The sequence below is a fragment of the Streptomyces sp. NPDC091972 genome (assembly GCF_044756385.1).
Classification (GTDB): domain Bacteria; phylum Actinomycetota; class Actinomycetes; order Streptomycetales; family Streptomycetaceae; genus Streptomyces.
In genome coordinates this window covers 262,746-282,915 of sequence record NZ_JBIVSV010000011.1, presented here as the reverse complement: position 1 = coordinate 282,915, position 20,170 = coordinate 262,746, and the positions used below count along the sequence as shown (strand labels likewise).

Below are 20,170 nucleotides of genomic sequence, written 5' to 3'. Positions count from 1 at the left end.
CCCAGGACCCCCGTATCAGACCCCAAGACTTACAACCCTGAGAGGGATTGACGCATAGTGCTCGACGTCAACTTCTTCGATGAGCTCCGGATCGGTCTGGCCACCGCTGACGACATCCGTCAGTGGAGCCACGGCGAGGTCAAGAAGCCCGAGACCATCAACTACCGCACCCTCAAGCCCGAGAAGGACGGACTCTTCTGCGAGAAGATCTTCGGTCCGACCCGGGACTGGGAGTGCTACTGCGGCAAGTACAAGCGTGTCCGGTTCAAGGGCATCATCTGCGAGCGCTGCGGCGTCGAGGTCACTCGCGCCAAGGTGCGTCGTGAGCGGATGGGCCACATCGAGCTGGCCGCCCCCGTCACGCACATCTGGTACTTCAAGGGCGTCCCGTCGCGTCTGGGCTACCTGCTCGACCTGGCCCCCAAGGACCTCGAGAAGGTCATCTACTTCGCGGCGTACATGATCACGTACGTCGACGAGGAGCGCCGTACGCGTGACCTGCCCTCCCTGGAGGCGCACGTCTCCGTGGAGCGCCAGCAGATCGAGAACCGTCGCGACGCCGACCTCGAGGCCCGTGCCAAGAAGCTCGAGTCCGACCTGGCCGAGCTGGAGGCCGAGGGCGCCAAGGCCGACGTGCGCCGCAAGGTGCGCGAGGGTGCCGAGCGTGAGATGAAGCAGCTGCGCGACCGTGCGCAGCGCGAGATCGACCGCCTCGACGAGGTGTGGACCCGCTTCAAGAACCTCAAGGTCCAGGACCTCGAGGGCGACGAGCTGCTCTACCGCGAGCTGCGGGACCGCTTCGGCACGTACTTCGACGGTTCGATGGGTGCCGCGGCGCTGCAGAAGCGCCTGGAGTCCTTCGACCTCGACGAGGAGGCCGAGAAGCTCCGCGAGATCATCCGTACCGGCAAGGGCCAGAAGAAGACCCGTGCGCTCAAGCGCCTGAAGGTCGTCTCCGCGTTCCTCCAGACCAGCAACAGCCCCAAGGGCATGGTGCTGGACTGCGTCCCGGTCATCCCGCCGGACCTGCGTCCGATGGTGCAGCTGGACGGTGGCCGCTTCGCGACCTCCGACCTGAACGACCTGTACCGCCGTGTGATCAACCGCAACAACCGTCTGAAGAGGCTCCTCGACCTCGGCGCGCCCGAGATCATCGTCAACAACGAGAAGCGCATGCTTCAGGAGGCCGTTGACGCCCTCTTCGACAACGGTCGTCGCGGCCGCCCGGTGACGGGCCCCGGCAACCGCCCGCTGAAGTCCCTCAGCGACATGCTGAAGGGCAAGCAGGGTCGTTTCCGTCAGAACCTGCTCGGCAAGCGTGTGGACTACTCCGCGCGTTCCGTGATCGTCGTCGGTCCGCAGCTGAAGCTGCACCAGTGCGGTCTGCCGAAGGCGATGGCGCTGGAGCTCTTCAAGCCGTTCGTGATGAAGCGCCTGGTCGACCTGAACCACGCGCAGAACATCAAGAGCGCCAAGCGCATGGTGGAGCGCGGCCGCACGGTCGTGTACGACGTCCTCGAAGAGGTCATCGCCGAGCACCCGGTTCTCCTGAACCGTGCTCCCACCCTGCACCGACTCGGCATCCAGGCCTTCGAGCCGCAGCTGGTCGAGGGCAAGGCCATCCAGATCCACCCGCTCGTCTGCACCGCGTTCAACGCGGACTTCGACGGTGACCAGATGGCCGTGCACCTGCCGCTGTCCGCGGAGGCGCAGGCCGAGGCCCGCATCCTGATGCTGTCCTCGAACAACATCCTCAAGCCCGCCGACGGCCGTCCGGTGACGATGCCGACCCAGGACATGGTCCTCGGTCTGTTCTTCCTCACCACCGACGGTGAGCTGCGTGACACCAAGGGCGAGGGCCGCGCGTTCGGCTCCACGGCCGAGGCGATCATGGCGTTCGACGCGGGCGAGCTGGCGCTGCAGTCGCAGATCGACATCCGCTTCCCGGTGGGCACCATCCCGCCGCGTGGCTGGACGCCGCCGGCGCGCGAGGAGGGCGAGCCGGAGTGGCAGCAGGGTGACTCGTTCCGCCTGCGCACCACCCTGGGCCGCGCGCTCTTCAACGAGCTGCTGCCCGAGGACTACCCGTTCGTCGACTACTCGGTGGGCAAGAAGCAGCTCTCCGAGATCGTCAACGACCTGGCCGAGCGCTACCCCAAGGTCATCGTGGCGGCGACGCTCGACAACCTGAAGGCGGCGGGCTTCTACTGGGCGACCCGTTCCGGTGTCACCGTGGCCATCTCCGACGTCGTCGTTCCCGAGGCGAAGAAGGAGATCGTCAAGGGCTACGAGGCGCAGGACGAGAAGGTCCAGAAGCAGTACGAGCGCGGTCTGATCACCAAGGAAGAGCGCACTCAGGAGCTCATCGCGATCTGGACCAAGGCGACCAACGAGGTCGCCGAGGCGATGAACGAGAACTTCCCCAAGACGAACCCCATCTTCATGATGGTTGACTCGGGTGCCCGAGGAAACATGATGCAGATGCGGCAGATCGCCGGTATGCGTGGTCTGGTGTCGAACGCCAAGAACGAGACGATCCCGCGTCCGATCAAGGCGTCCTTCCGTGAGGGCCTGTCCGTGCTGGAGTACTTCATCTCCACGCACGGTGCCCGTAAGGGTCTCGCGGACACCGCCCTGCGTACCGCCGACTCGGGTTACCTGACCCGTCGCCTGGTGGACGTCTCGCAGGACGTCATCATCCGCGAGGAGGACTGCGGCACCGACCGCGGCCTCAAGCTCGCGATCGCCGAGCGTGGCGCCGACGGCGTCCTGCGCAAGGCGGACGACGTCGAGACCTCCGTGTACGCGCGCTGCCTCGCCGAGGACATCGTCGTCGACGGCAAGGTGCTGGCCCCGGCCGGTACCGACCTCGGTGACGTGCTCATCGACGAGCTGGTCAAGCACGGTGTCGAGACGGTCAAGACCCGCTCGGTCCTGACCTGCGAGTCCGCCGTCGGCACCTGCGCCATGTGCTACGGCCGCTCGCTGGCCACCGGCAAGCTGGTCGACATCGGTGAGGCGGTCGGCATCATCGCCGCCCAGTCCATCGGTGAGCCCGGTACCCAGCTGACGATGCGTACCTTCCACACCGGTGGTGTGGCCGGTGACGACATCACCCAGGGTCTGCCGCGTGTCGTCGAGCTCTTCGAGGCCCGTACTCCGAAGGGTGTCGCCCCGATCTCCGAGGCCCAGGGCCGCGTGCGGATCGAGGAGACCGAGAAGACCAAGAAGATCGTCATCACGCCGGACGACGGCAGCGACGAGACGGCGTTCCCGATCTCGAAGCGTGCCCGGCTCCTGGTCAGCGAGGGCGAGCACGTCGAGGTGGGCCAGAAGCTCACCGTGGGTGCCACCAACCCGCACGACGTGCTGCGCATCCTGGGCCAGCGTGCCGTCCAGGTCCACCTGGTCGGCGAGGTCCAGAAGGTCTACAACTCGCAGGGTGTGTCGATCCACGACAAGCACATCGAGATCATCATCCGGCAGATGCTCCGCCGGGTGACGATCATCGAGTCCGGCGACGCCGAGCTGCTGCCCGGCGAGCTGGTCGAGCGCTCGAAGTTCGAGACCGAGAACCGTCGTGTGGTCCAGGAGGGCGGTCACCCGGCCTCCGGTCGTCCGCAGCTCATGGGTATCACCAAGGCCTCGCTGGCCACGGAGTCCTGGCTGTCGGCGGCGTCCTTCCAGGAGACGACGCGAGTCCTCACGGACGCGGCGATCAACGCCAAGTCCGACTCGCTCATCGGCCTCAAGGAGAACGTCATCATCGGTAAGCTCATCCCGGCCGGTACGGGTCTGTCCCGCTACCGCAACATCCGGGTCGAGCCGACCGAGGAGGCCAAGGCCGCGATGTACTCGGCCGTCGGCTACGACGACATCGACTACTCGCCGTTCGGCACGGGCTCCGGCCAGGCCGTTCCGCTGGAGGACTACGACTACGGGCCGTACAACCAGTAAGCGGGTCGCTTGAGCCGGAGGGCGGTCACCTTTTGGGGTGGCCGCCCTTCGGCGTGTCAGCGCCCGCGTTCCACATAGGCCCGCAGGTGGTGCATCCGCGTATGGACATCGGGATGGGAGTCGAGCAGGCGCAGCATCAGGCCCTCCCTGGCGGTCTGCCGGGACTCCATGCGGTCGTGCTCCGCACGCAGCACCTCCAGCAGATGCGCGGCGAAGCCGAGACCGGCGGCGTGCTCGTCCGCGCGTAGTTCGGCGCGCCGGGAGACAGCGGCCACAGATACGGCGTGGCCAGCGGAAGGAAGATCAGGCCGTAAGTCGCGGTGGCCAACGTGAGGACGACAACCGCCGCCACGATGATCGTGAGGGTCGCTGCGTTCGCGGAGAGTCGCTTGACTCGTGAGGCCAGTCGGAGCAGCAGACGCCACGCGAACCGGGCGGGCAGCGCGTACCAGAGGGAGAGCAGAGACGCCCACGCGTGCCCCCGAGTGTGATGGCCCAGTTCGTGAGCGAGGACGCCGCCGAGCTGGGCCGGGGTCAGTTCCTTCAGCGAGTGGCTGGTGACGCTGACGATGTGGCCGGCGGCCGCCAGGGCGTTGATGTCGGAGCTGTTCTCCACCCAGAGCTGGTACGCGTGCGCATCGACTCCGGCCCGGCCCGCCACCTCCCGCCAGACGGGACGGAGTTTCCTCTCCTCCTCCGGGGCGGGGTAGCGGAGCCGGAAGAGCCACCGGGCCAGAAGGCGTTCGCAGGAACTGCTGAAGACCAGGGCTCCGCTGAGCGCCCAGCACCCGAACGGGACCCACCAGGGAAGGCCGCTCACGAGCCCCACGACGTACGACGCCAGGAAGACGACGGCCAGACTGGCGAGACCGTGGGGGAGGTGGAGCGCCAGATGGCCGAGGGCGGTGATGTCCGCGCCCCGTCGGCGGGTGGATATGTGGACGCGGCCGGAGCGGAACGGCAGCTCCTCATCCGGTTTCCGAGACTCCTCGGATTCCTCGGGTTGGTAGGGCAGGGACATGGTTCTTCCTTCCGAGTGGGGACGATCTCAGGCGATGAGCAGTGACACGGGGAGCAGGACTGCCGAGCCGCCGAAGGCGATCAAGCCGTTCCGGATCCAGAAGTGTTTGCGAGCGGCGATCCGGCTGTTCTCGGCGAGAGCGGTGCGCGTAGCGCGAGCGGGCGAGCGTTCCGTGTCCGCGAGAGCGGAGGTGAGCAGTCCGGCACGGGCGGCGCGGCGGATGTCGTCGAAGTAGGTGAGTGGAAGGCCCGGCGCCCAGTGGCTCCTGCTGTAGCGAGGCGTGACGGCCAGAAGCAGGGCGAGGAGCGAGACGAGGAGCAGGGCGGTTCCCGACCACCACAACAGGGCGGCCGGCATGGAGAGGCCCGCAGGGCTCCATCGCAAGTTGATCAGGAGGGCGCTCAGTACACCGGCCGTCAGGCCGAGCATGCCGACCAGGACCGTTGCCTTGGCATCGGCGCGGGCGATCTCGCCGCGTAGCTCGGCGAGCAGGTGGACATCGGCCCGTGGACGTGGACTGCGCGGGGCCCTGCTCACGAGCCGTCGTCCGGGCGACGTTCGCGCGGCAGCTCCGGGTAGGCGGGCGGAGGCTCGCCTTCTGCGGAGGCTCCTGTCGCCCGCAGGATGGCCATCATCCGTTCGGCTATGAGCTGGTGGGGCTTTTCGAGGTGGTAGTCCTCCAGCCGCTTGCTGTCCAGCGCCTGGTCGATCAGGTGCAGCTGAGACCGCACGAGCTCGGCCTGGTCGGTCTGGAGGTGCTGGAGGATCAGATTCGTGTCCTCGGGATGCACCGCAAGATGCAGGGCCAGGGCAGCTGTGCCGCCCCGGGCCAGGTGGCGCTCATAGAAGTCGATCTTCGCGGCCGTCCGTTTCGCCTCGTACTCGTCGCGGAGCATGGACGCCCGGTGCTCCGGTTCGGCGGCCTCCTCCTCGTGCCGTGCGGTGCGCAACCGGCTTTGGTGATGTCGCTCGGCGGCGTCCCGCCGCAACCGGACCGAGCAGGTGACCTCCAAGCCTTCGGCGGTGCCGATCTGCGGGGTGGCGTCCACCGCCCGCTGCACGGCCTCCTCGGCGTCGGCGCTGGCCTCGATGAAGTGGCCGCGTCCGGCGGCTCGCATCACGGGCAGGAGCCTGCGGGTGAGCAGCGCGGGCACGTCGTGCTGCTGGCTGCGCACGAACAGTTCCGGATCGACCACACGCCAACCGATGTCGGCGGTGGCCTCGAACTCGAAACTGTCGATCCGGCTGGGCAGGGGCACGGTGAGCTGGAACGAGTGGGCGTCTGTGTCCACCTCGTACACCGTGATGCACCCCCAGACCGAGGTGGGACGCTTCGGCGGCATGAAGGTCCGGTACGTCCCCTGCTGGGTGACCAGGACCAGCGCGTGGTCGAGGCGCCCGGCGTAGCGCCGGCTGCCGAACCGGAACCGTGACAGGTGCCAGACGGTGTGGACCGGGTCCGAGTCGGGATGAGGGCTGAACGGCTTTCCGGGTCGCTGCGTGAACCAGTCGAGCTGCTCGGACCGCCGGGTGTCGTCGCCTTGCCCGTCCCGCTCCGCCTTCTTGTCCATGCGTGCGGCGCGCGGGTCCCCGCCGGCCGCCTGTCGTTTGGGTGGGGCGGGGTGTCGCCGTTCGGATCGTGGGTCGGTGTGTTCCATCATCGGCCTCTCTCAATGGCTGGGGATGCGTGCCAGCAGCCGTTCGGCCGCCGGTGACGGAGGTTTCTTGGCGTCCCTGACCGCGCGGAGGAGGTGGCTGATGCGGTGGCGGTTCGCCGATGTGACGACGAGGGCGGGCAGCAGTGAGGTGAGAGCCGCCTCGCACTCCGGGTCGCGGTCCGCCGTCAGGACCCAACTGCGCAGGATGCGCAGGGCCTCGGAGGTGGTGTCCCGGTCGGTCAGCGCCGCGTTCCAGAACGACACGAGGTGTGGTGCCGCGGTGTCGTCGACGGTCGCCGCGGCCTGTGCGTACCAGTCCAGGACGATGGGACGGTCGGCCGCTCCGTCGGTCTGCCGGCAGGCCTGGAGGAAGGCGAGCAGCGCATAGGTACGAACCCTGCGGTCGCTGTCCAGGCGTTCGGCCAAGGCGCTCAACACAGGTTCGCGCACGGCGAGGAGTAGGAGCTCCAGAGCGTCCGCGAACTGAAGGGCCTCCTCCTTCGCGTAGGCCTCGGCGTCGAACTCGTCGTCCTGGTCCTCGTGGGGTCGCTGCAGGTGTATGGCGTCCAGCAGGGCGTTCAGCGCGGACTGGGAATGCACCGGGCCCAGAAGGCCGTATGCCCGTACGGCCGTCCAGCGGCGGCCTTCGTAGTCGTCGTCGCTGGTGCACCAGTCGTGCAGGATGCGCAGGACGGTGGGCACGTCCAAGAGCTGTGCCATCGTGAGTGCGTTTGCCGCGGTGAGCCAGGAGTTGAAGTGGCCGTCGTCCGCCCAGCGTTCGATGAGCAGGGCCATGGCTGAGGACAGGTCTGCCTTGGCCAGCAGCGCGGTGGCCGAAGCTGCCCGGGTCCGTACCAGAGGGCGTCCGTCATCGGCGAGTTCGTGGATCCACTCGACGAGCGCGGGCCGAGCGGACGGATGGAGGTTCCACACCTCCTCCAGCAGGATGGGAGCCGTGCGCTCGTCGCGGAACTCGGCGATGTACCGGCCCACGAGCGGGCCCCATTCGGTGACTTCCGTGCCCACGTATCCGCGGGCACGGGCGAGGTGGAGCCGCTCCTCACGGGAGCTGCCGAAGATCGGGATCACGGGCGCCGCATGGGGGTCTGCCGTGCGGTGCAGGTGCACGAAGAGCTGGTCGGCGAGTTCGGCCGTCACCGCGTAAGGAGCTTTGTCGAAGACGGCGAGTGCGATGAGGAACGCCTTGTCGCGCAGATCTCGCTGGTCGTCGGTGAGCCAGCGGGAGACCTGTGCGGCCACAGCGGCCTGTCCTTGAGCGGCGAGCTCTTCCACGCCGATCCTGCCGCCCTGGAACGCGACGAGTTGTCGTGCGAACTGGTCGATCTCGCCGGGCTGCTGCTGTCGTATGAGGAACTCCTGCACTGGCGCAATGTCGCGGAGGTCGTCCCATGCGGCGGCTCCGGCATGCCGGGTGACGTGGGAACGCAGCATCTCCTCAGTCGGCGGCGGTTCCCAACGCACGACGGGGACGTCCTCCAGAGCCGCCGACGGCTCGATCGTGATGACCAGGTGGCCTCCGGTGCGCTCCAGGCGCTCCCGCAGGGCCAGGAGGTGCGGTTCACGTAAGGGGTGGCTGCGGGTGGTCACCAGGTTGAGCAGCAGGTATCCGCACGAGTCGGCCAACTGCTCCGGGAGAGTGGAGAGCGTGGAGGGTGCGTGGAGGCTGCGCATGGGCTCGGCGCCCAGGCGCAGCAGCAGCATGAGCGCCGCCGAGCGCCGACCGGTGTCCCGCCCGCCGGAGAGGATGACGACCCGGTCGCTGCGCAGCCGGTCGAGCGCCTCGTCGAAGCTCGGGCAGTCATGGAATACGTAGGACAGCTCCTCGACCTGTTCCCGGGGGATCTCACCGGAGAGGTGTTCGAGCCGCTCTTGCCGTGAGCCGAAATGGTAGTTCACGTCGCCCTTGACGATGCCGCCAGTGACGCCGAACAGGTCCCTGTTGGCGTCGGTGCGGGCCAGTGGGGAGACGAAAGCCGGTCCGTGGGCGATCAGGTCCCACCGCGCGTCCCAGGCCTTCTGCCGCTGCCGCTCCTGTGAATCCGTCGACTCGTCCTGTTTCTTCTGCTCGCCGTCCGGCTTGACCGCGTCGGCGTTGGACGCGGGCGCCACGTTCTCCTGGCTCATCGGCGCCCACCTCGCCGGGACGAGCCGAAGTCGTAGTTCAGGTTGCCGTTGCTTCCGCCGCTGGGGCCGTAGTGGTCACCCCTGACACGGGTCTCGTTGTGCTGGGCGGACGCGGTGCCGCCAGTCGAGGAGTCTGTGCGGGAGTCACCGGCGGGTGCCTCCGGGGTCGGGTCCGCGGGTGCGCCGTGGAGCCAGGCCACGGTCGGGCCCTCCTTGGTCTCCAAGGTGATCCGGTGGAAGTCCTCCGGCCGCACGCCCAGGTGGCCGTTGCTGACGACACCCTGGTAGACGCCGTCCGACGCGCACAGCACCCAGTCGTCGCCGCGGTTCCTGAGCGCCGCCTTCAGGGGCTCGGAGTCCAGTAGCCGTACAGCGTGGTTGAGGTCCCTGCCGACCCATCCGCCGAGCTCGTCCACGGCGACGTAACCGGCCGAGAGCACCATGCGCAGGCGCATCCGGGTGCCGTCGGCGATCAGGCGGTTCTTGCTGTGCAGGTGGGCGGGGGTCTCGCTCAGCAGGGTCTTGGCCAGGACCGGTACGGAGACGTGGGTGTCGATGAGCTCCATGACGGAGTCACCGCGGTCCGCCCGCAGCCGTGACGTCTCGTCGGCGCCGGCGGCGAGGAGTGTGGCGTCGACCACGTCGTAGAGCATCCGGCGGAGATAGGCCTGCTCCACGTCGTCGCGCTTGCCGAACTGCTCGATGTCGAAGAGCAGGATGGTGCGGTACACGGGGTCGGTCATGGCTGCCTCTCGGGGGTCGGGCTGTTGCCCAGCACGATGGCCCGCCCGGTCGCGGCGGCCGAAGGCCCGATGACACGGAGGAACTGTGACCGTGTGCACAGACGGGACGGGAGACGGGACCCGTGTGTCAGGCCGCGCCGCCGGTGACGATGCGGCGCAGCACGTCGGGACGGAGCACGACGATGCGGCGGCGATCGGTGATGACGATCTCGCGGCTGCGCAGGTCCTTGAGCAGGCGAGCGACCGCCTCGCGCGAGGAACCGACCGAGCCCGCGAACTCCTGCTGGCTGAGGCCGATGGTGAGTTCTATCCCCGCGTCCGTGTGCCGGCCGTGCGTGCGCACGAGTTCGAGCAACAGGGCGGCCAGCCGCTCGCGCACCGACAGAGCGGCCCATTCCAGTCGACGACGGTCCGTGGAGCGCTGTCGGTCCGTGGTGAGGCCCAGCAACTGCAGGGCCACCCGTGCGTTGTCGGCGAGGAACGCAGTGAAGCGCTTCTCCTCGACGACGACCGCTTCGACCGGCTCCAGCGCGGTGACCGTCGCCGAACGCAAGCGCCTGCTGAGTGCAGCACCCTCGCCGACTATGTCACCCGGGCCGCGCAGGGCGAGTAGGGCCTCGTAGCCGTTGACTGCGATCACCGTGACCTTGGTCCACCCGTGCAGAAGCAGCAGCACGTGGGTGGACGGTTCGTTCTGGCGCATGACGACACCGCGGGCCGGATAGCTCAGCGGCCGGCCGATGCCGAGCAGGGCGGCCCTGTCCTCTTTCTCGAGACGAGCGAGGAAAGGAACCTTGTCGTCGAAACCGCTGTCGTCCCATGTTTGCGTCTGTCCCCCGGCCATCTCCCCTGCCCCCTCCTTCACCTGCACGGATGCCGTTGATTCCGCAACCAGTCAACGTACTTGAAGCGCCGGTTCGGGAAACGGGCGACAACCGGCCGTCGTGGCCGACGCGCCGTCGGCGTACGCGATTGCCGGGGTGATGAAGGCGTTCATTCGAGGCCGGGGCGGTCGAGGCGCTGAACCCCGTGGGTGTTTCCGCTTCGGGATGCGGGAACCTGTCCCGGTATCGCAGCGTTGGAGCATCATGGAGGCATTCGACCGCCCAGGGGGTGCTCCTGTGTCGCAACCGTCGTGGCAACCGTGGCAGGGGAACGAGGAGTCGCCGTCAGGGCCGGGCAGGGACGGTCCGGTGGCGGGGGCCTGGTCCGGTGCGCATGCCCCCGTTGCCCGTCCCTGGCCGGGGTACGCCGCGCCGCAGCCCGCCGCCTCCGCCATGCTCGCCTCGCATGCCGATCGGGAGCGGGCCGTCGACGTGTTGCGGGCCGGGTACGGGGAGGGGCGGCTGGAGAAGGGGGAGTTCGACAAGCGGGTGGAGCGGGCGTACGCGGCGCGGACCGTGGGGGAGCTGGCGCTGCTCGTGTCCGACCTGCCGGTGGGCCCCGTGCCGCAGCCGGCGCCCGTCACGGCCGTACCGCGGACGTTCCTGCCCGCCCCGCGGCCGCGGGCGAACGGGAAGGCGGTCGGAGCCGCGGTGTGCGGGCTGCTGTGCGTGCCGACCTTCGGGTTCACCGGGATTCCGGCGGTGATCCTCGGGCACGCGGCACGGGCGGAGATCGAGCGGACGGGGGAGAGCGGGGACGGGCTGGCGCTGACCGGGCTGGTGTTCGGCTGGCTGTCGATCGCCGCGTGGTCGGTCATGATGACGCTGCTGGTCGCGGTGGGGCTCGCCTCGGGGTGAGCGGCTTCCCGCACGTGTGCGCCGTGTGAAATCGAAGATCGTCCACGGCGTAGGGGCTTGACATCGACCGCTCCCCGAGGGTGCCGGCGGCCATCTGTTTTGACCGCAGCGAATGAGCTGGGTACGCTCAGACCTTGTGCCTGGGGTGTGCCCTGGCTCCCGTGCGTGCCTTGAACCGCACTAGGGGGGCCGTGAGCGGCCACCGTAATCTGCGCCCTTTTCGCCTTGCGGCGGGAGTCCGCCGGATTCGACACACCCGACCGCGTGGGTCGGCGACGTTCCAGGTTAGCTTCACCATTCGGCACACAGAAACCGGAGAAGTAGTGCCTACGATCCAGCAGCTGGTCCGCAAGGGCCGGCAGGACAAGGTCGAGAAGAACAAGACGCCCGCACTCGAGGGTTCCCCTCAGCGTCGCGGCGTCTGCACGCGTGTGTTCACGACCACCCCGAAGAAGCCGAACTCGGCCCTGCGTAAGGTCGCGCGTGTGCGTCTGACCAGCGGGATCGAGGTCACTGCTTACATTCCGGGTGAGGGACACAACCTGCAGGAGCACTCCATCGTGCTCGTGCGCGGCGGCCGTGTGAAGGACCTGCCCGGTGTTCGCTACAAGATCATCCGCGGTTCGCTCGACACCCAGGGTGTCAAGAACCGCAAGCAGGCCCGCAGCCGCTACGGCGCCAAGAAGGAGAAGTAAGAATGCCTCGTAAGGGCCCCGCCCCGAAGCGCCCGGTCATCATCGACCCGGTCTACGGTTCTCCTCTTGTCACCTCCCTGATCAACAAGGTGCTGCTGAACGGCAAGCGCTCCACCGCCGAGCGCATCGTGTACGGCGCCATGGAGGGCCTGCGCGAGAAGACCAGCAACGACCCGGTCATCACCCTCAAGCGCGCGCTCGAGAACATCAAGCCGACCCTTGAGGTCAAGTCCCGCCGTGTCGGTGGCGCCACCTACCAGGTGCCGGTCGAGGTCAAGCCCGGCCGCGCCAACACGCTGGCGCTGCGCTGGCTGGTCGGTTACTCCCGCGCCCGTCGCGAGAAGACCATGACCGAGCGTCTGCTCAACGAGCTTCTCGACGCCTCGAACGGCCTCGGCGCGGCCGTCAAGAAGCGCGAGGACACGCACAAGATGGCCGAGTCCAACAAGGCCTTCGCGCACTACCGCTGGTAGTCGCAGACCCCATCGAGACCGAGAGAAGACTGAAGCCTTATGGCTACCACTTCGCTTGACCTGGCCAGGGTCCGCAACATTGGGATCATGGCCCACATCGACGCGGGCAAGACGACCACCACCGAGCGGATCCTGTTCTACACCGGCGTTTCGTACAAGATCGGTGAGGTCCACGACGGCGCCGCCACCATGGACTGGATGGAGCAGGAGCAGGAGCGTGGCATCACGATCACCTCTGCTGCCACCACCTGTCACTGGCCGCTCGACGGCGTCGACCACACCATCAACATCATCGACACCCCGGGTCACGTCGACTTCACCGTCGAGGTGGAGCGTTCGCTCCGCGTTCTCGACGGTGCCGTGACGGTGTTCGACGGCGTCGCCGGCGTGGAGCCGCAGTCCGAGACGGTGTGGCGTCAGGCCGACCGTTACGGCGTGCCCCGCATCTGCTTCGTCAACAAGCTGGACCGTACCGGCGCCGAGTTCCACCGCTGCGTGGACATGATCTCGGACCGCCTGGGCGCCCAGCCGCTCGTCATGCAGCTGCCGATCGGCGCCGAGGCCGACTTCAAGGGTGTCGTCGACCTCGTCACCATGAAGGCGCTCGTGTGGTCCGCCGAGGCGGCCAAGGGCGAGATGTACGACACCGTCGACATCCCGGCCACGCACACCGAGGCTGCCGAGGAGTACCGCGGCAAGCTCATCGAGGCCGTCGCCGAGAACGACGAAGAGATCATGGAGCTGTACCTGGAGGGCGAGGAGCCCACCGAGGAGCAGCTCTACGCGGCGATCCGTCGCATCACCATCGCGTCCGGCAAGTCCAAGGACACCACGGTCACCCCGGTGTTCTGCGGCACCGCGTTCAAGAACAAGGGCGTCCAGCCCCTGCTCGACGCGGTCGTGCGCTACCTCCCCACGCCGCTCGACGTCGAGGCCATCGAGGGCCACGCCGTGAACGACGCGGAGGAGATCGTCAAGCGCAAGCCGTCCGACGACGAGCCGCTGTCCGCGCTGGCGTTCAAGATCATGAGCGACCCGCACCTCGGCAAGCTCACCTTCGTCCGGGTCTACTCGGGCCGCCTGGAGTCCGGCACCGCGGTGCTGAACTCCGTCAAGGGCAAGAAGGAGCGCATCGGCAAGATCTACCGCATGCACGCGAACAAGCGTGAGGAGATCGACTCGGTGGGCGCCGGCGACATCATCGCCGTGATGGGTCTGAAGCAGACCACGACCGGTGAGACGCTGTGCGACGACAAGCAGCCGGTGATCCTGGAGTCCATGGACTTCCCGGCGCCGGTCATCCAGGTCGCCATCGAGCCCAAGTCCAAGGGTGACCAGGAGAAGCTGGGTGTCGCCATCCAGCGTCTCGCGGAGGAGGACCCCTCCTTCCAGGTCCACTCGGACGAGGAGACCGGCCAGACCATCATCGGTGGTATGGGCGAGCTGCACCTCGAGGTGCTGGTCGACCGTATGCGCCGTGAGTTCAAGGTCGAGGCCAACGTCGGCAAGCCGCAGGTCGCGTACCGCGAGACGATCCGCAAGGCCGTCGAGCGCGTCGACTACACGCACAAGAAGCAGACTGGTGGTACCGGCCAGTTCGCCAAGGTGCAGATCGCGATCGAGCCGATCGAGGGCGGCGACGCCTCGTACGAGTTCGTGAACAAGGTGACCGGTGGCCGTATCCCGAAGGAGTACATCCCTTCGGTGGACGCCGGTGCGCAGGAGGCCATGCAGTTCGGCATCCTCGCCGGGTACGAGATGACGGGCGTCCGCGTCACGCTTCTCGACGGCGCCTACCATGAGGTGGACTCCTCCGAGCTCGCGTTCAAGATCGCCGGCTCGCAGGCCTTCAAGGAGGCCGCGCGCAAGGCCAGCCCCGTGCTGCTCGAGCCGATGATGGCCGTCGAGGTCACCACGCCCGAGGACTACATGGGTGAGGTCATCGGCGACATCAACTCCCGCCGTGGTCAGATCCAGGCCATGGAGGAGCGGGCCGGTGCCCGCGTCGTGAAGGGCCTCGTGCCCCTCTCGGAGATGTTCGGCTACGTCGGAGACCTCCGCAGCAAGACGTCGGGTCGCGCAAGCTACTCGATGCAGTTCGACTCCTACGCCGAGGTTCCGCGGAACGTCGCCGAGGAGATCATCGCGAAGGCCAAGGGCGAGTAACGCACCGCGTTCGCACGCTTTAGGCTTGACTCCGGAGCCCGGAGGGGCATTCACCCGCATTCGTGGGGGAGTGCCCCCGGGCCGAGGCTTTCCAGCAAAGATCACCTGGCGCCGATGAAGCAAGGCGTTCAGAACCACTCCACAGGAGGACCCCGTGGCGAAGGCGAAGTTCGAGCGGACTAAGCCCCACGTCAACATCGGCACCATCGGTCACATCGACCACGGTAAGACGACCCTCACGGCCGCCATTACCAAGGTGCTGCACGACGCGTACCCGGACCTGAACGAGGCCTCGGCCTTCGACCAGATCGACAAGGCTCCCGAGGAGCGCCAGCGCGGTATCACCATCTCCATCGCGCACGTCGAGTACCAGACCGAGACGCGTCACTACGCCCACGTCGACTGCCCCGGTCACGCGGACTACATCAAGAACATGATCACCGGTGCTGCCCAGATGGACGGCGCCATCCTCGTGGTCGCCGCCACCGACGGCCCGATGCCGCAGACCAAGGAGCACGTGCTCCTGGCCCGCCAGGTCGGCGTTCCGTACATCGTCGTCGCCCTGAACAAGGCCGACATGGTGGACGACGAGGAGATCCTGGAGCTCGTCGAGCTCGAGGTGCGTGAGCTCCTCTCCGAGTACGAGTTCCCGGGCGACGACGTTCCCGTCGTCAAGGTCTCGGCGCTCAAGGCTCTCGAGGGCGACAAGGAGTGGGGCCAGTCGGTCCTGGACCTGATGGCCGCCGTCGACGAGGCGATCCCGCAGCCCGAGCGTGACGTCGACAAGCCGTTCCTGATGCCGATCGAGGACGTCTTCACGATCACCGGTCGTGGCACCGTCGTCACCGGTCGTATCGAGCGTGGTGTCCTCAAGGTCAACGAGACCGTCGACATCATCGGCATCAAGACCGAGAAGACCACCACCACGGTCACCGGCATCGAGATGTTCCGCAAGCTGCTCGACGAGGGCCAGGCCGGTGAGAACGTCGGTCTGCTGCTCCGTGGCATCAAGCGCGAGGACGTCGAGCGCGGCCAGGTCATCATCAAGCCGGGTTCGGTCACGCCGCACACCCAGTTCGAGGCCCAGGCCTACATCCTCTCCAAGGACGAGGGTGGCCGCCACACGCCGTTCTTCAACAACTACCGTCCGCAGTTCTACTTCCGTACGACGGACGTGACCGGCGTCGTGACCCTCCCCGAGGGCACCGAGATGGTCATGCCGGGTGACAACACCGAGATGAAGGTGGAGCTCATCCAGCCCGTCGCCATGGAAGAGGGCCTGAAGTTCGCCATCCGTGAGGGTGGCCGGACGGTCGGCGCCGGCCAGGTCACCAAGATCACCGCCTGATCTTGTTCTGACCCGGTAGGTCTCCGAGACCCGTAGGTCTGTGGACTCGCAGGTCTCTGAAGGGGCCCGTACGACTTCGGTCGTACGGGCCCCTTCGCCTTTTGGGGGGGTTGCCCGCGGGGCGGGTGAAGAGTGGGCGAACTCCGGTGGACGTCTTCCCGAGGCTTCGGCCAACTGTCGCGCGAGGCCGTCCCGAATGGTCTTGTCTGGCCGCTGTGGGGTGGTTGTGAGGGTCGTAGCCTGAGGCGCCCGGTGGCCACTCCCGGCCCGGTTTCCTCACGAGACGGACGGACTCGCAGGTGTCGATGCAGGACGCGGAGAGCAGAAGGCCGATGCCGCGACGGATCGTCCGCGGCGGCCTGCAACAGCCCCTTCCGCCCCTCGCCGCGCCCACCGAGCAGATCCGGCCCGCCCGGCACGCCGCCGTACGCGACCGCGCCGGCCGTCGGCTCTACGCCATCGACGGCATCCGGCTCCTCGCCGCCCTCATGGTCGCCGTGCACCACTACGCCGGCACCCGGCGCGTCGACCAGCCCGGCAACCGCATCTGGGACCGCCCGGTCTCCGACATCATGCCGACGGTGTTCCGGTTCGCCTCCTACGGCTGGATCGGCGTCGAGATCTTCTTCGTGATCAGCGGCTTCGTGATCTGCATGTCCTGCTGGGGCCGCAGCCCCCGGCAGTTCTTCACGTCCCGGGTGATCCGGCTGTACCCGGCGTACTGGTTCGCCATCGTCTTCACCACGGCCGTCCTGGTGGCCCTGCCGGGCGTCTGGGACCGCCTGCGCACCCGTGACGTCCTCCTCAACTTCACGATGTTGCAGTCGGGTTCGGGCGTCATGAACGTCGACGGCGTCTACTGGACCCTCTGGTCGGAGCTGCGCTTCTACCTCCTCTTCCTGGTCGTCGTGTGGAGCGGCCTGACCTACCGCAAGGTCGTCGTCTTCTGCTGCGTGTGGGGCGCCGCGGCGATGCTGGCCCCGATCTCGAAGCTGCCGCTGCTGGAACTGGTCGCGAACCCCGAGGGCGCCTGGTACTTCATCGCGGGCCTCGCCCTGTACCTGATGCACCGCTTCGGCCAGGACCTGCTGCTGTGGGGCGTCCTGGCGATGGCCTGGCTGATGGGCCAGCGCGAACTCGGCATCCGGATCGACGAGGTCGAGCACGTGTCGGGATGGCGGGGGAGTGTTCTGATCTTCACGGTGTTCCTGCTGGCCATGGTCGCCATCGCCCTCGGCGCGACGGACGGCGTCCGCTGGAAGTGGCTGGTGACGGCGGGAGCCCTGACCTACCCGCTCTACCTGATGCACTACGCGGCGGGTACGGCGGTGATCAACCGCCTGCGCGACACGATGGACGCCCGCCTCCTGGTCGTCTGCCTCATCGCCGCTTTCATGCTGCTGAGCTGGCTGGTGCACCGGTTCGTGGAGCGGCCGGCGGCACGCGTGCTGAAGCGGGGGCTGGACACCTCGTTCGCCCGGCTGCGGAACGCGAGCGTCTGAACTCCGTACGGCGACCGTGCGTTCTGAGTACGAACGCTCATGCGCACGGGCGCGGCGGGCGCTGGGATGGTGCCATGCCGGACAATTCACTGGACGACCGCGCACAGGGGGCCTGGGCGGCCCCGCTGATCTCGACCCTGCTCACGCTCCCCGCCTGCCTGGTGGCCTACGCCCGGGCCGACCGCTTCGCCGCGAGCTACGGCGTGGCCTTCCCGATGCTGCTGGCGGGCCTGGCTGTGGCCCTGTTCCTGGTGGCGGCGAGCTGGGCGCTGCCCTGGGAGCGCCACGACTCCGCCCGCCGCCTGGGCCTCGCGGCGGCGGCACCCTTCACGGTCCCGCTCGCCTACGCCGTCTTCGCCGCCCTGGCCAGCAGGCCGTAGTCCGGGCGAAAGTCATGATCAGGTCATGGGATAGTCTGCCTCCTCCTTTTTCCGCACCATGAAAGTGGTGGTAATGACCACTGGCAGACGTACGGCCACCGGGGCCGCGCTCGTGGGGGCACTGGCCCTCACCCTTCTGAACGCCCCGGCGGCCCAGGCCCAGGACACCGGGATCACCGTGTCCGACATCGTGATCAACAAGGGCAGACCGATCGTCGTCGGCACCTCGGCGGTGGTGGAGCCGTCCCTCACCTTCAAGATCGCCCTGCCGTCCGGGTACAGCACGAGCGACCCGTCCCGGTACGACGCGTTCCCCTTCATCTACCGGGGAGGTCTGGAGCACGCGGCCGGCACCGGTGACAACTACATCGGGCCGGGCAGCTACACCTGCTACGAGCTGAGCGCCCGGAAGGCCGAGTGCGAGGGGTCCCTCTACATCGACCCGCACCCCTCCCAGGAGCACGTCGACTCCAACGGCGACGCCACCACCTGGAAGACGGCTGTGGCCCTGCGCCTCTTCCGGGCCAGTGGGAGCCTCGTGGCCGAGGAGCACGAGACCCGGTCCCTGACCGTCCGGCTCAAGCGGGCGTCGAAGGTGACCGTGAACGCCTCGCCGGAGCCGGTCGTCAAGGGCAGGAAGATCACCGTCACCGGCAGGCTCACCCGGGCGGACTGGGCGACCAAGAAGTACGGCGGCTACGGCGGCCGTTCGGTCAGCCTCCAGTTCCGTGCGACGGGCACCAGCTCCTTCGTCACGGTGAAGAAGGTCACGACGAGCAGCACCGGCGCCCTGAAGACCACGGTCACCGCGTCGAAGGACGGGACCTGGCGCTGGTCGTACGGCGGCAACGACACGACGGGTGCCACGACGAGCGGCGGGGACCACGTGGACGTGCGCTGACGCGCCGCTCACGGGGGGACGAGCAGCCCCGCGGCGGGCCGGGGACAGGACCTGTGTTTGACCTGCGTCACTCTCGGGGTATTGTCTCCGGCTCGATTGGCCAGGCCCCTGCCCCGTATGGCAGACTAGCGGGGTTGCTCGGTCGAGTGTTGATGCTGCGCGCCTCCCGCCGGGAGGACCGGAAGCGAGTCCCACAGTACTCGTCGTTCCAACTGCCGTGAGGCAGCGCTGGGGCGGACGTACGGGAATCTTTCGGGAAGTGTCAGTGCGGCACCGGCCAGGCACCCGGTGGGCTTCTGTCCCCGGCTTGCGGTTCCGGAAGGGCCGTGTTCATTCCCAGCAGGGATGTTCGAACAAGGGACATCTGTGTCAGTGGAAGTGCGACACGCCCGACCGCGTGGGTCGGAGGAAGTCAACGGAACACCGGGTTCCAGAGCTGTAGAGAGACAGGACTACTGAGTAGCCATGGCGGGACAGAAGATCCGCATCCGGCTCAAGGCCTACGACCACGAGGTCATCGACTCCTCGGCGAAGAAGATCGTCGAGACGGTGACGCGCACTGGTGCGTCGGTCGCGGGCCCGGTGCCGCTGCCCACTGAGAAGAACGTGTACTGCGTCATCAAGTCGCCGCACAAGTACAAGGACTCGCGCGAGCACTTCGAGATGCGCACGCACAAGCGCCTGATCGACATCCTCGACCCGACCCCCAAGACCGTTGACTCTCTGATGCGACTCGACCTCCCGGCCGGTGTCGACATCGAGATCAAGCTCTGAGGCCGGTGATCTGAACGATGGCTAAGCAGATCAAGGGCATCCTGGGCGAGAAGCTCGGCATGACGCAGGTGTGGGACGAGAACAACCGTGTTGTTCCGGTCACCGTCGTCAAGGCCGGCCCCAACGTCGTGACCCAGGTCCGTACGAACGACGCCGACGGCTACGAGTCCGTCCAGATCGCGTTCGGCGAGATCGACCCGCGCAAGGTGAACAAGCCCCTCAAGGGCCACTTCGCCAAGGCCGACGTCACTCCCCGCCGCCACCTCGTCGAGATCCGTACCGCTGACGCCAGCGAGTACACCCTCGGCCAGGAGATCACCGCCGAGGTGTTCGAGGCCGGCATCAAGGTCGACGTGACCGGCAAGAGCAAGGGCAAGGGCTTCGCCGGTGTCATGAAGCGTCACAACTTCAAGGGCCTCGGCGCCGGTCACGGCACCCAGCGCAAGCACCGCTCTCCCGGTTCCATCGGTGGCTGCGCCACCCCGGGCCGCGTGTTCAAGGGCCTCCGCATGGCGGGTCGCATGGGCAACGAGCGGGTCACCACCCAGAACCTGACCGTTCACGCCGTTGACGCGGAGAAGGGCCTGCTCCTCATCAAGGGTGCGGTTCCTGGTCCGAACGGCGGCCTCGTCCTGGTCCGCACCGCGGCCAAGGGGGCCTGAGGA

Annotated in this window: 16 protein-coding genes and 1 pseudogene; 11 read left to right on the top strand and 6 right to left on the bottom strand. The window is 67.7% G+C overall.

All coding sequences use genetic code 11. From position 1 onward, the window contains the following. Positions 1-57 precede the first annotated feature (57 nt). Positions 58-3,957, top strand: coding sequence for a DNA-directed RNA polymerase subunit beta' (locus ACIQJT_RS30115; RefSeq protein ID WP_365456147.1), 3,900 nt, complete (start codon positions 58-60; stop codon positions 3,955-3,957). A 56-nt stretch (positions 3,958-4,013) separates the two neighbouring features. On the opposite strand, the pseudogene ACIQJT_RS30110 reads toward ACIQJT_RS30115, so the two are convergent. From ACIQJT_RS30110 to ACIQJT_RS30085, 6 genes and pseudogenes are all read right to left on the bottom strand, one after another. Beyond that, a pseudogene (locus ACIQJT_RS30110) lies at positions 4,014-4,978 on the bottom strand (M48 family metalloprotease). A gap of 27 nt (positions 4,979-5,005) precedes the next feature. Continuing rightward, a complete protein-coding gene (locus ACIQJT_RS30105) occupies positions 5,006-5,515 on the bottom strand; it encodes a Pycsar system effector family protein (RefSeq protein WP_402648775.1) in 510 nt (169 codons plus the stop codon). Beyond that, a complete protein-coding gene (locus ACIQJT_RS30100; protein ID WP_402648773.1) occupies positions 5,512-6,549 on the bottom strand; it encodes a hypothetical protein in 1,038 nt (345 codons plus the stop codon). Before ACIQJT_RS30100 ends, ACIQJT_RS30105 begins: the two co-directional genes overlap by 4 nt. 99 nt (positions 6,550-6,648) lie before the next feature. Then, positions 6,649-8,781, bottom strand: coding sequence for a hypothetical protein (locus tag ACIQJT_RS30095; protein ID WP_402648771.1), 2,133 nt, complete (start codon positions 8,779-8,781; stop codon positions 6,649-6,651). Then, positions 8,778-9,524, bottom strand: coding sequence for a hypothetical protein (locus tag ACIQJT_RS30090; RefSeq protein ID WP_402648768.1), 747 nt, complete (start codon positions 9,522-9,524; stop codon positions 8,778-8,780). The genes ACIQJT_RS30095 and ACIQJT_RS30090 overlap by 4 nt, the downstream gene beginning before the upstream one ends. A 127-nt stretch (positions 9,525-9,651) precedes the next feature. Next, positions 9,652-10,368, bottom strand: coding sequence for a Crp/Fnr family transcriptional regulator (locus ACIQJT_RS30085; protein WP_402648890.1), 717 nt, complete (start codon positions 10,366-10,368; stop codon positions 9,652-9,654). A gap of 349 nt (positions 10,369-10,717) precedes the next feature. On the opposite strand from ACIQJT_RS30085, the gene ACIQJT_RS30080 reads away from it, so the two are divergent. The 10 genes from ACIQJT_RS30080 to rplC all read left to right on the top strand — a co-directional run bounded on the left by ACIQJT_RS30080 (position 10,718) and on the right by rplC (position 20,167). Then, complete coding sequence (locus ACIQJT_RS30080) at positions 10,718-11,266, top strand: DUF1707 and DUF4190 domain-containing protein (RefSeq protein ID WP_402648765.1); 549 nt, start codon at positions 10,718-10,720, stop codon at positions 11,264-11,266. Positions 11,267-11,589: 323 nt separating this feature from the next. Then, complete coding sequence (gene rpsL, locus ACIQJT_RS30075) at positions 11,590-11,961, top strand: 30S ribosomal protein S12 (RefSeq protein WP_003948652.1); 372 nt, start codon at positions 11,590-11,592, stop codon at positions 11,959-11,961. Between the two features lie 2 nt (positions 11,962-11,963). Beyond that, complete coding sequence (gene rpsG, locus ACIQJT_RS30070) at positions 11,964-12,434, top strand: 30S ribosomal protein S7 (protein WP_007384059.1); 471 nt, start codon at positions 11,964-11,966, stop codon at positions 12,432-12,434. A gap of 39 nt (positions 12,435-12,473) precedes the next feature. After that, on the top strand, positions 12,474-14,600 hold the full coding sequence (gene fusA, locus ACIQJT_RS30065; protein ID WP_365456144.1) for an elongation factor G: 2,127 nt from the start codon (positions 12,474-12,476) through the stop codon (positions 14,598-14,600). A gap of 154 nt (positions 14,601-14,754) precedes the next feature. Further along, positions 14,755-15,948, top strand: a complete 1,194-nt coding sequence (gene tuf / locus ACIQJT_RS30060; protein WP_007384061.1) for an elongation factor Tu — start codon at positions 14,755-14,757, stop codon at positions 15,946-15,948. A 332-nt stretch (positions 15,949-16,280) separates the two neighbouring features. Beyond that, the gene (locus ACIQJT_RS30055; RefSeq protein WP_402648762.1) at positions 16,281-17,450 is read left to right on the top strand and encodes an acyltransferase family protein; all 1,170 of its coding nucleotides are present in this window, start codon (positions 16,281-16,283) and stop codon (positions 17,448-17,450) included. A 74-nt stretch (positions 17,451-17,524) separates the two neighbouring features. After that, entirely contained in the window at positions 17,525-17,830 is a 306-nt protein-coding gene (locus ACIQJT_RS30050; protein WP_365456137.1) for a hypothetical protein, read from the top strand. Between the two features lie 73 nt (positions 17,831-17,903). Then, entirely contained in the window at positions 17,904-18,731 is an 828-nt protein-coding gene (locus tag ACIQJT_RS30045; protein WP_402648759.1) for a hypothetical protein, read from the top strand. Positions 18,732-19,196: 465 nt separating this feature from the next. Further along, on the top strand, positions 19,197-19,505 hold the full coding sequence (gene rpsJ, locus ACIQJT_RS30040; protein ID WP_003948644.1) for a 30S ribosomal protein S10: 309 nt from the start codon (positions 19,197-19,199) through the stop codon (positions 19,503-19,505). A 17-nt stretch (positions 19,506-19,522) separates the two neighbouring features. Then, on the top strand, positions 19,523-20,167 hold the full coding sequence (gene rplC, locus ACIQJT_RS30035) for a 50S ribosomal protein L3 (RefSeq protein WP_007384065.1): 645 nt from the start codon (positions 19,523-19,525) through the stop codon (positions 20,165-20,167). Positions 20,168-20,170 lie beyond the last annotated feature (3 nt).

Excerpts from the sequence above, each read along its gene's own strand:
- ACIQJT_RS30100 (WP_402648773.1), bottom strand. The coding sequence starts at position 6,549 with ATGGACAAGAAGGCGGAGCGGGACGGGCAAGGCGACGACACCCGGCGG.
- ACIQJT_RS30095 (WP_402648771.1), bottom strand. The coding sequence starts at position 8,781 with ATGAGCCAGGAGAACGTGGCGCCCGCGTCCAACGCCGACGCGGTCAAG.
- ACIQJT_RS30090 (WP_402648768.1), bottom strand. The coding sequence starts at position 9,524 with ATGACCGACCCCGTGTACCGCACCATCCTGCTCTTCGACATCGAGCAG.
- ACIQJT_RS30085 (WP_402648890.1), bottom strand. The coding sequence starts at position 10,368 with ATGGCCGGGGGACAGACGCAAACATGGGACGACAGCGGTTTCGACGAC.
- rpsG (WP_007384059.1), top strand. The coding sequence starts at position 11,964 with ATGCCTCGTAAGGGCCCCGCCCCGAAGCGCCCGGTCATCATCGACCCG.
- fusA (WP_365456144.1), top strand. The coding sequence starts at position 12,474 with ATGGCTACCACTTCGCTTGACCTGGCCAGGGTCCGCAACATTGGGATC.
- ACIQJT_RS30055 (WP_402648762.1), top strand. The coding sequence starts at position 16,281 with ATGCCGCGACGGATCGTCCGCGGCGGCCTGCAACAGCCCCTTCCGCCC.
- ACIQJT_RS30050 (WP_365456137.1), top strand. The coding sequence starts at position 17,525 with ATGCCGGACAATTCACTGGACGACCGCGCACAGGGGGCCTGGGCGGCC.
- ACIQJT_RS30045 (WP_402648759.1), top strand. The coding sequence starts at position 17,904 with ATGACCACTGGCAGACGTACGGCCACCGGGGCCGCGCTCGTGGGGGCA.
- rpsJ (WP_003948644.1), top strand. The coding sequence starts at position 19,197 with ATGGCGGGACAGAAGATCCGCATCCGGCTCAAGGCCTACGACCACGAG.
- rplC (WP_007384065.1), top strand. The coding sequence starts at position 19,523 with ATGGCTAAGCAGATCAAGGGCATCCTGGGCGAGAAGCTCGGCATGACG.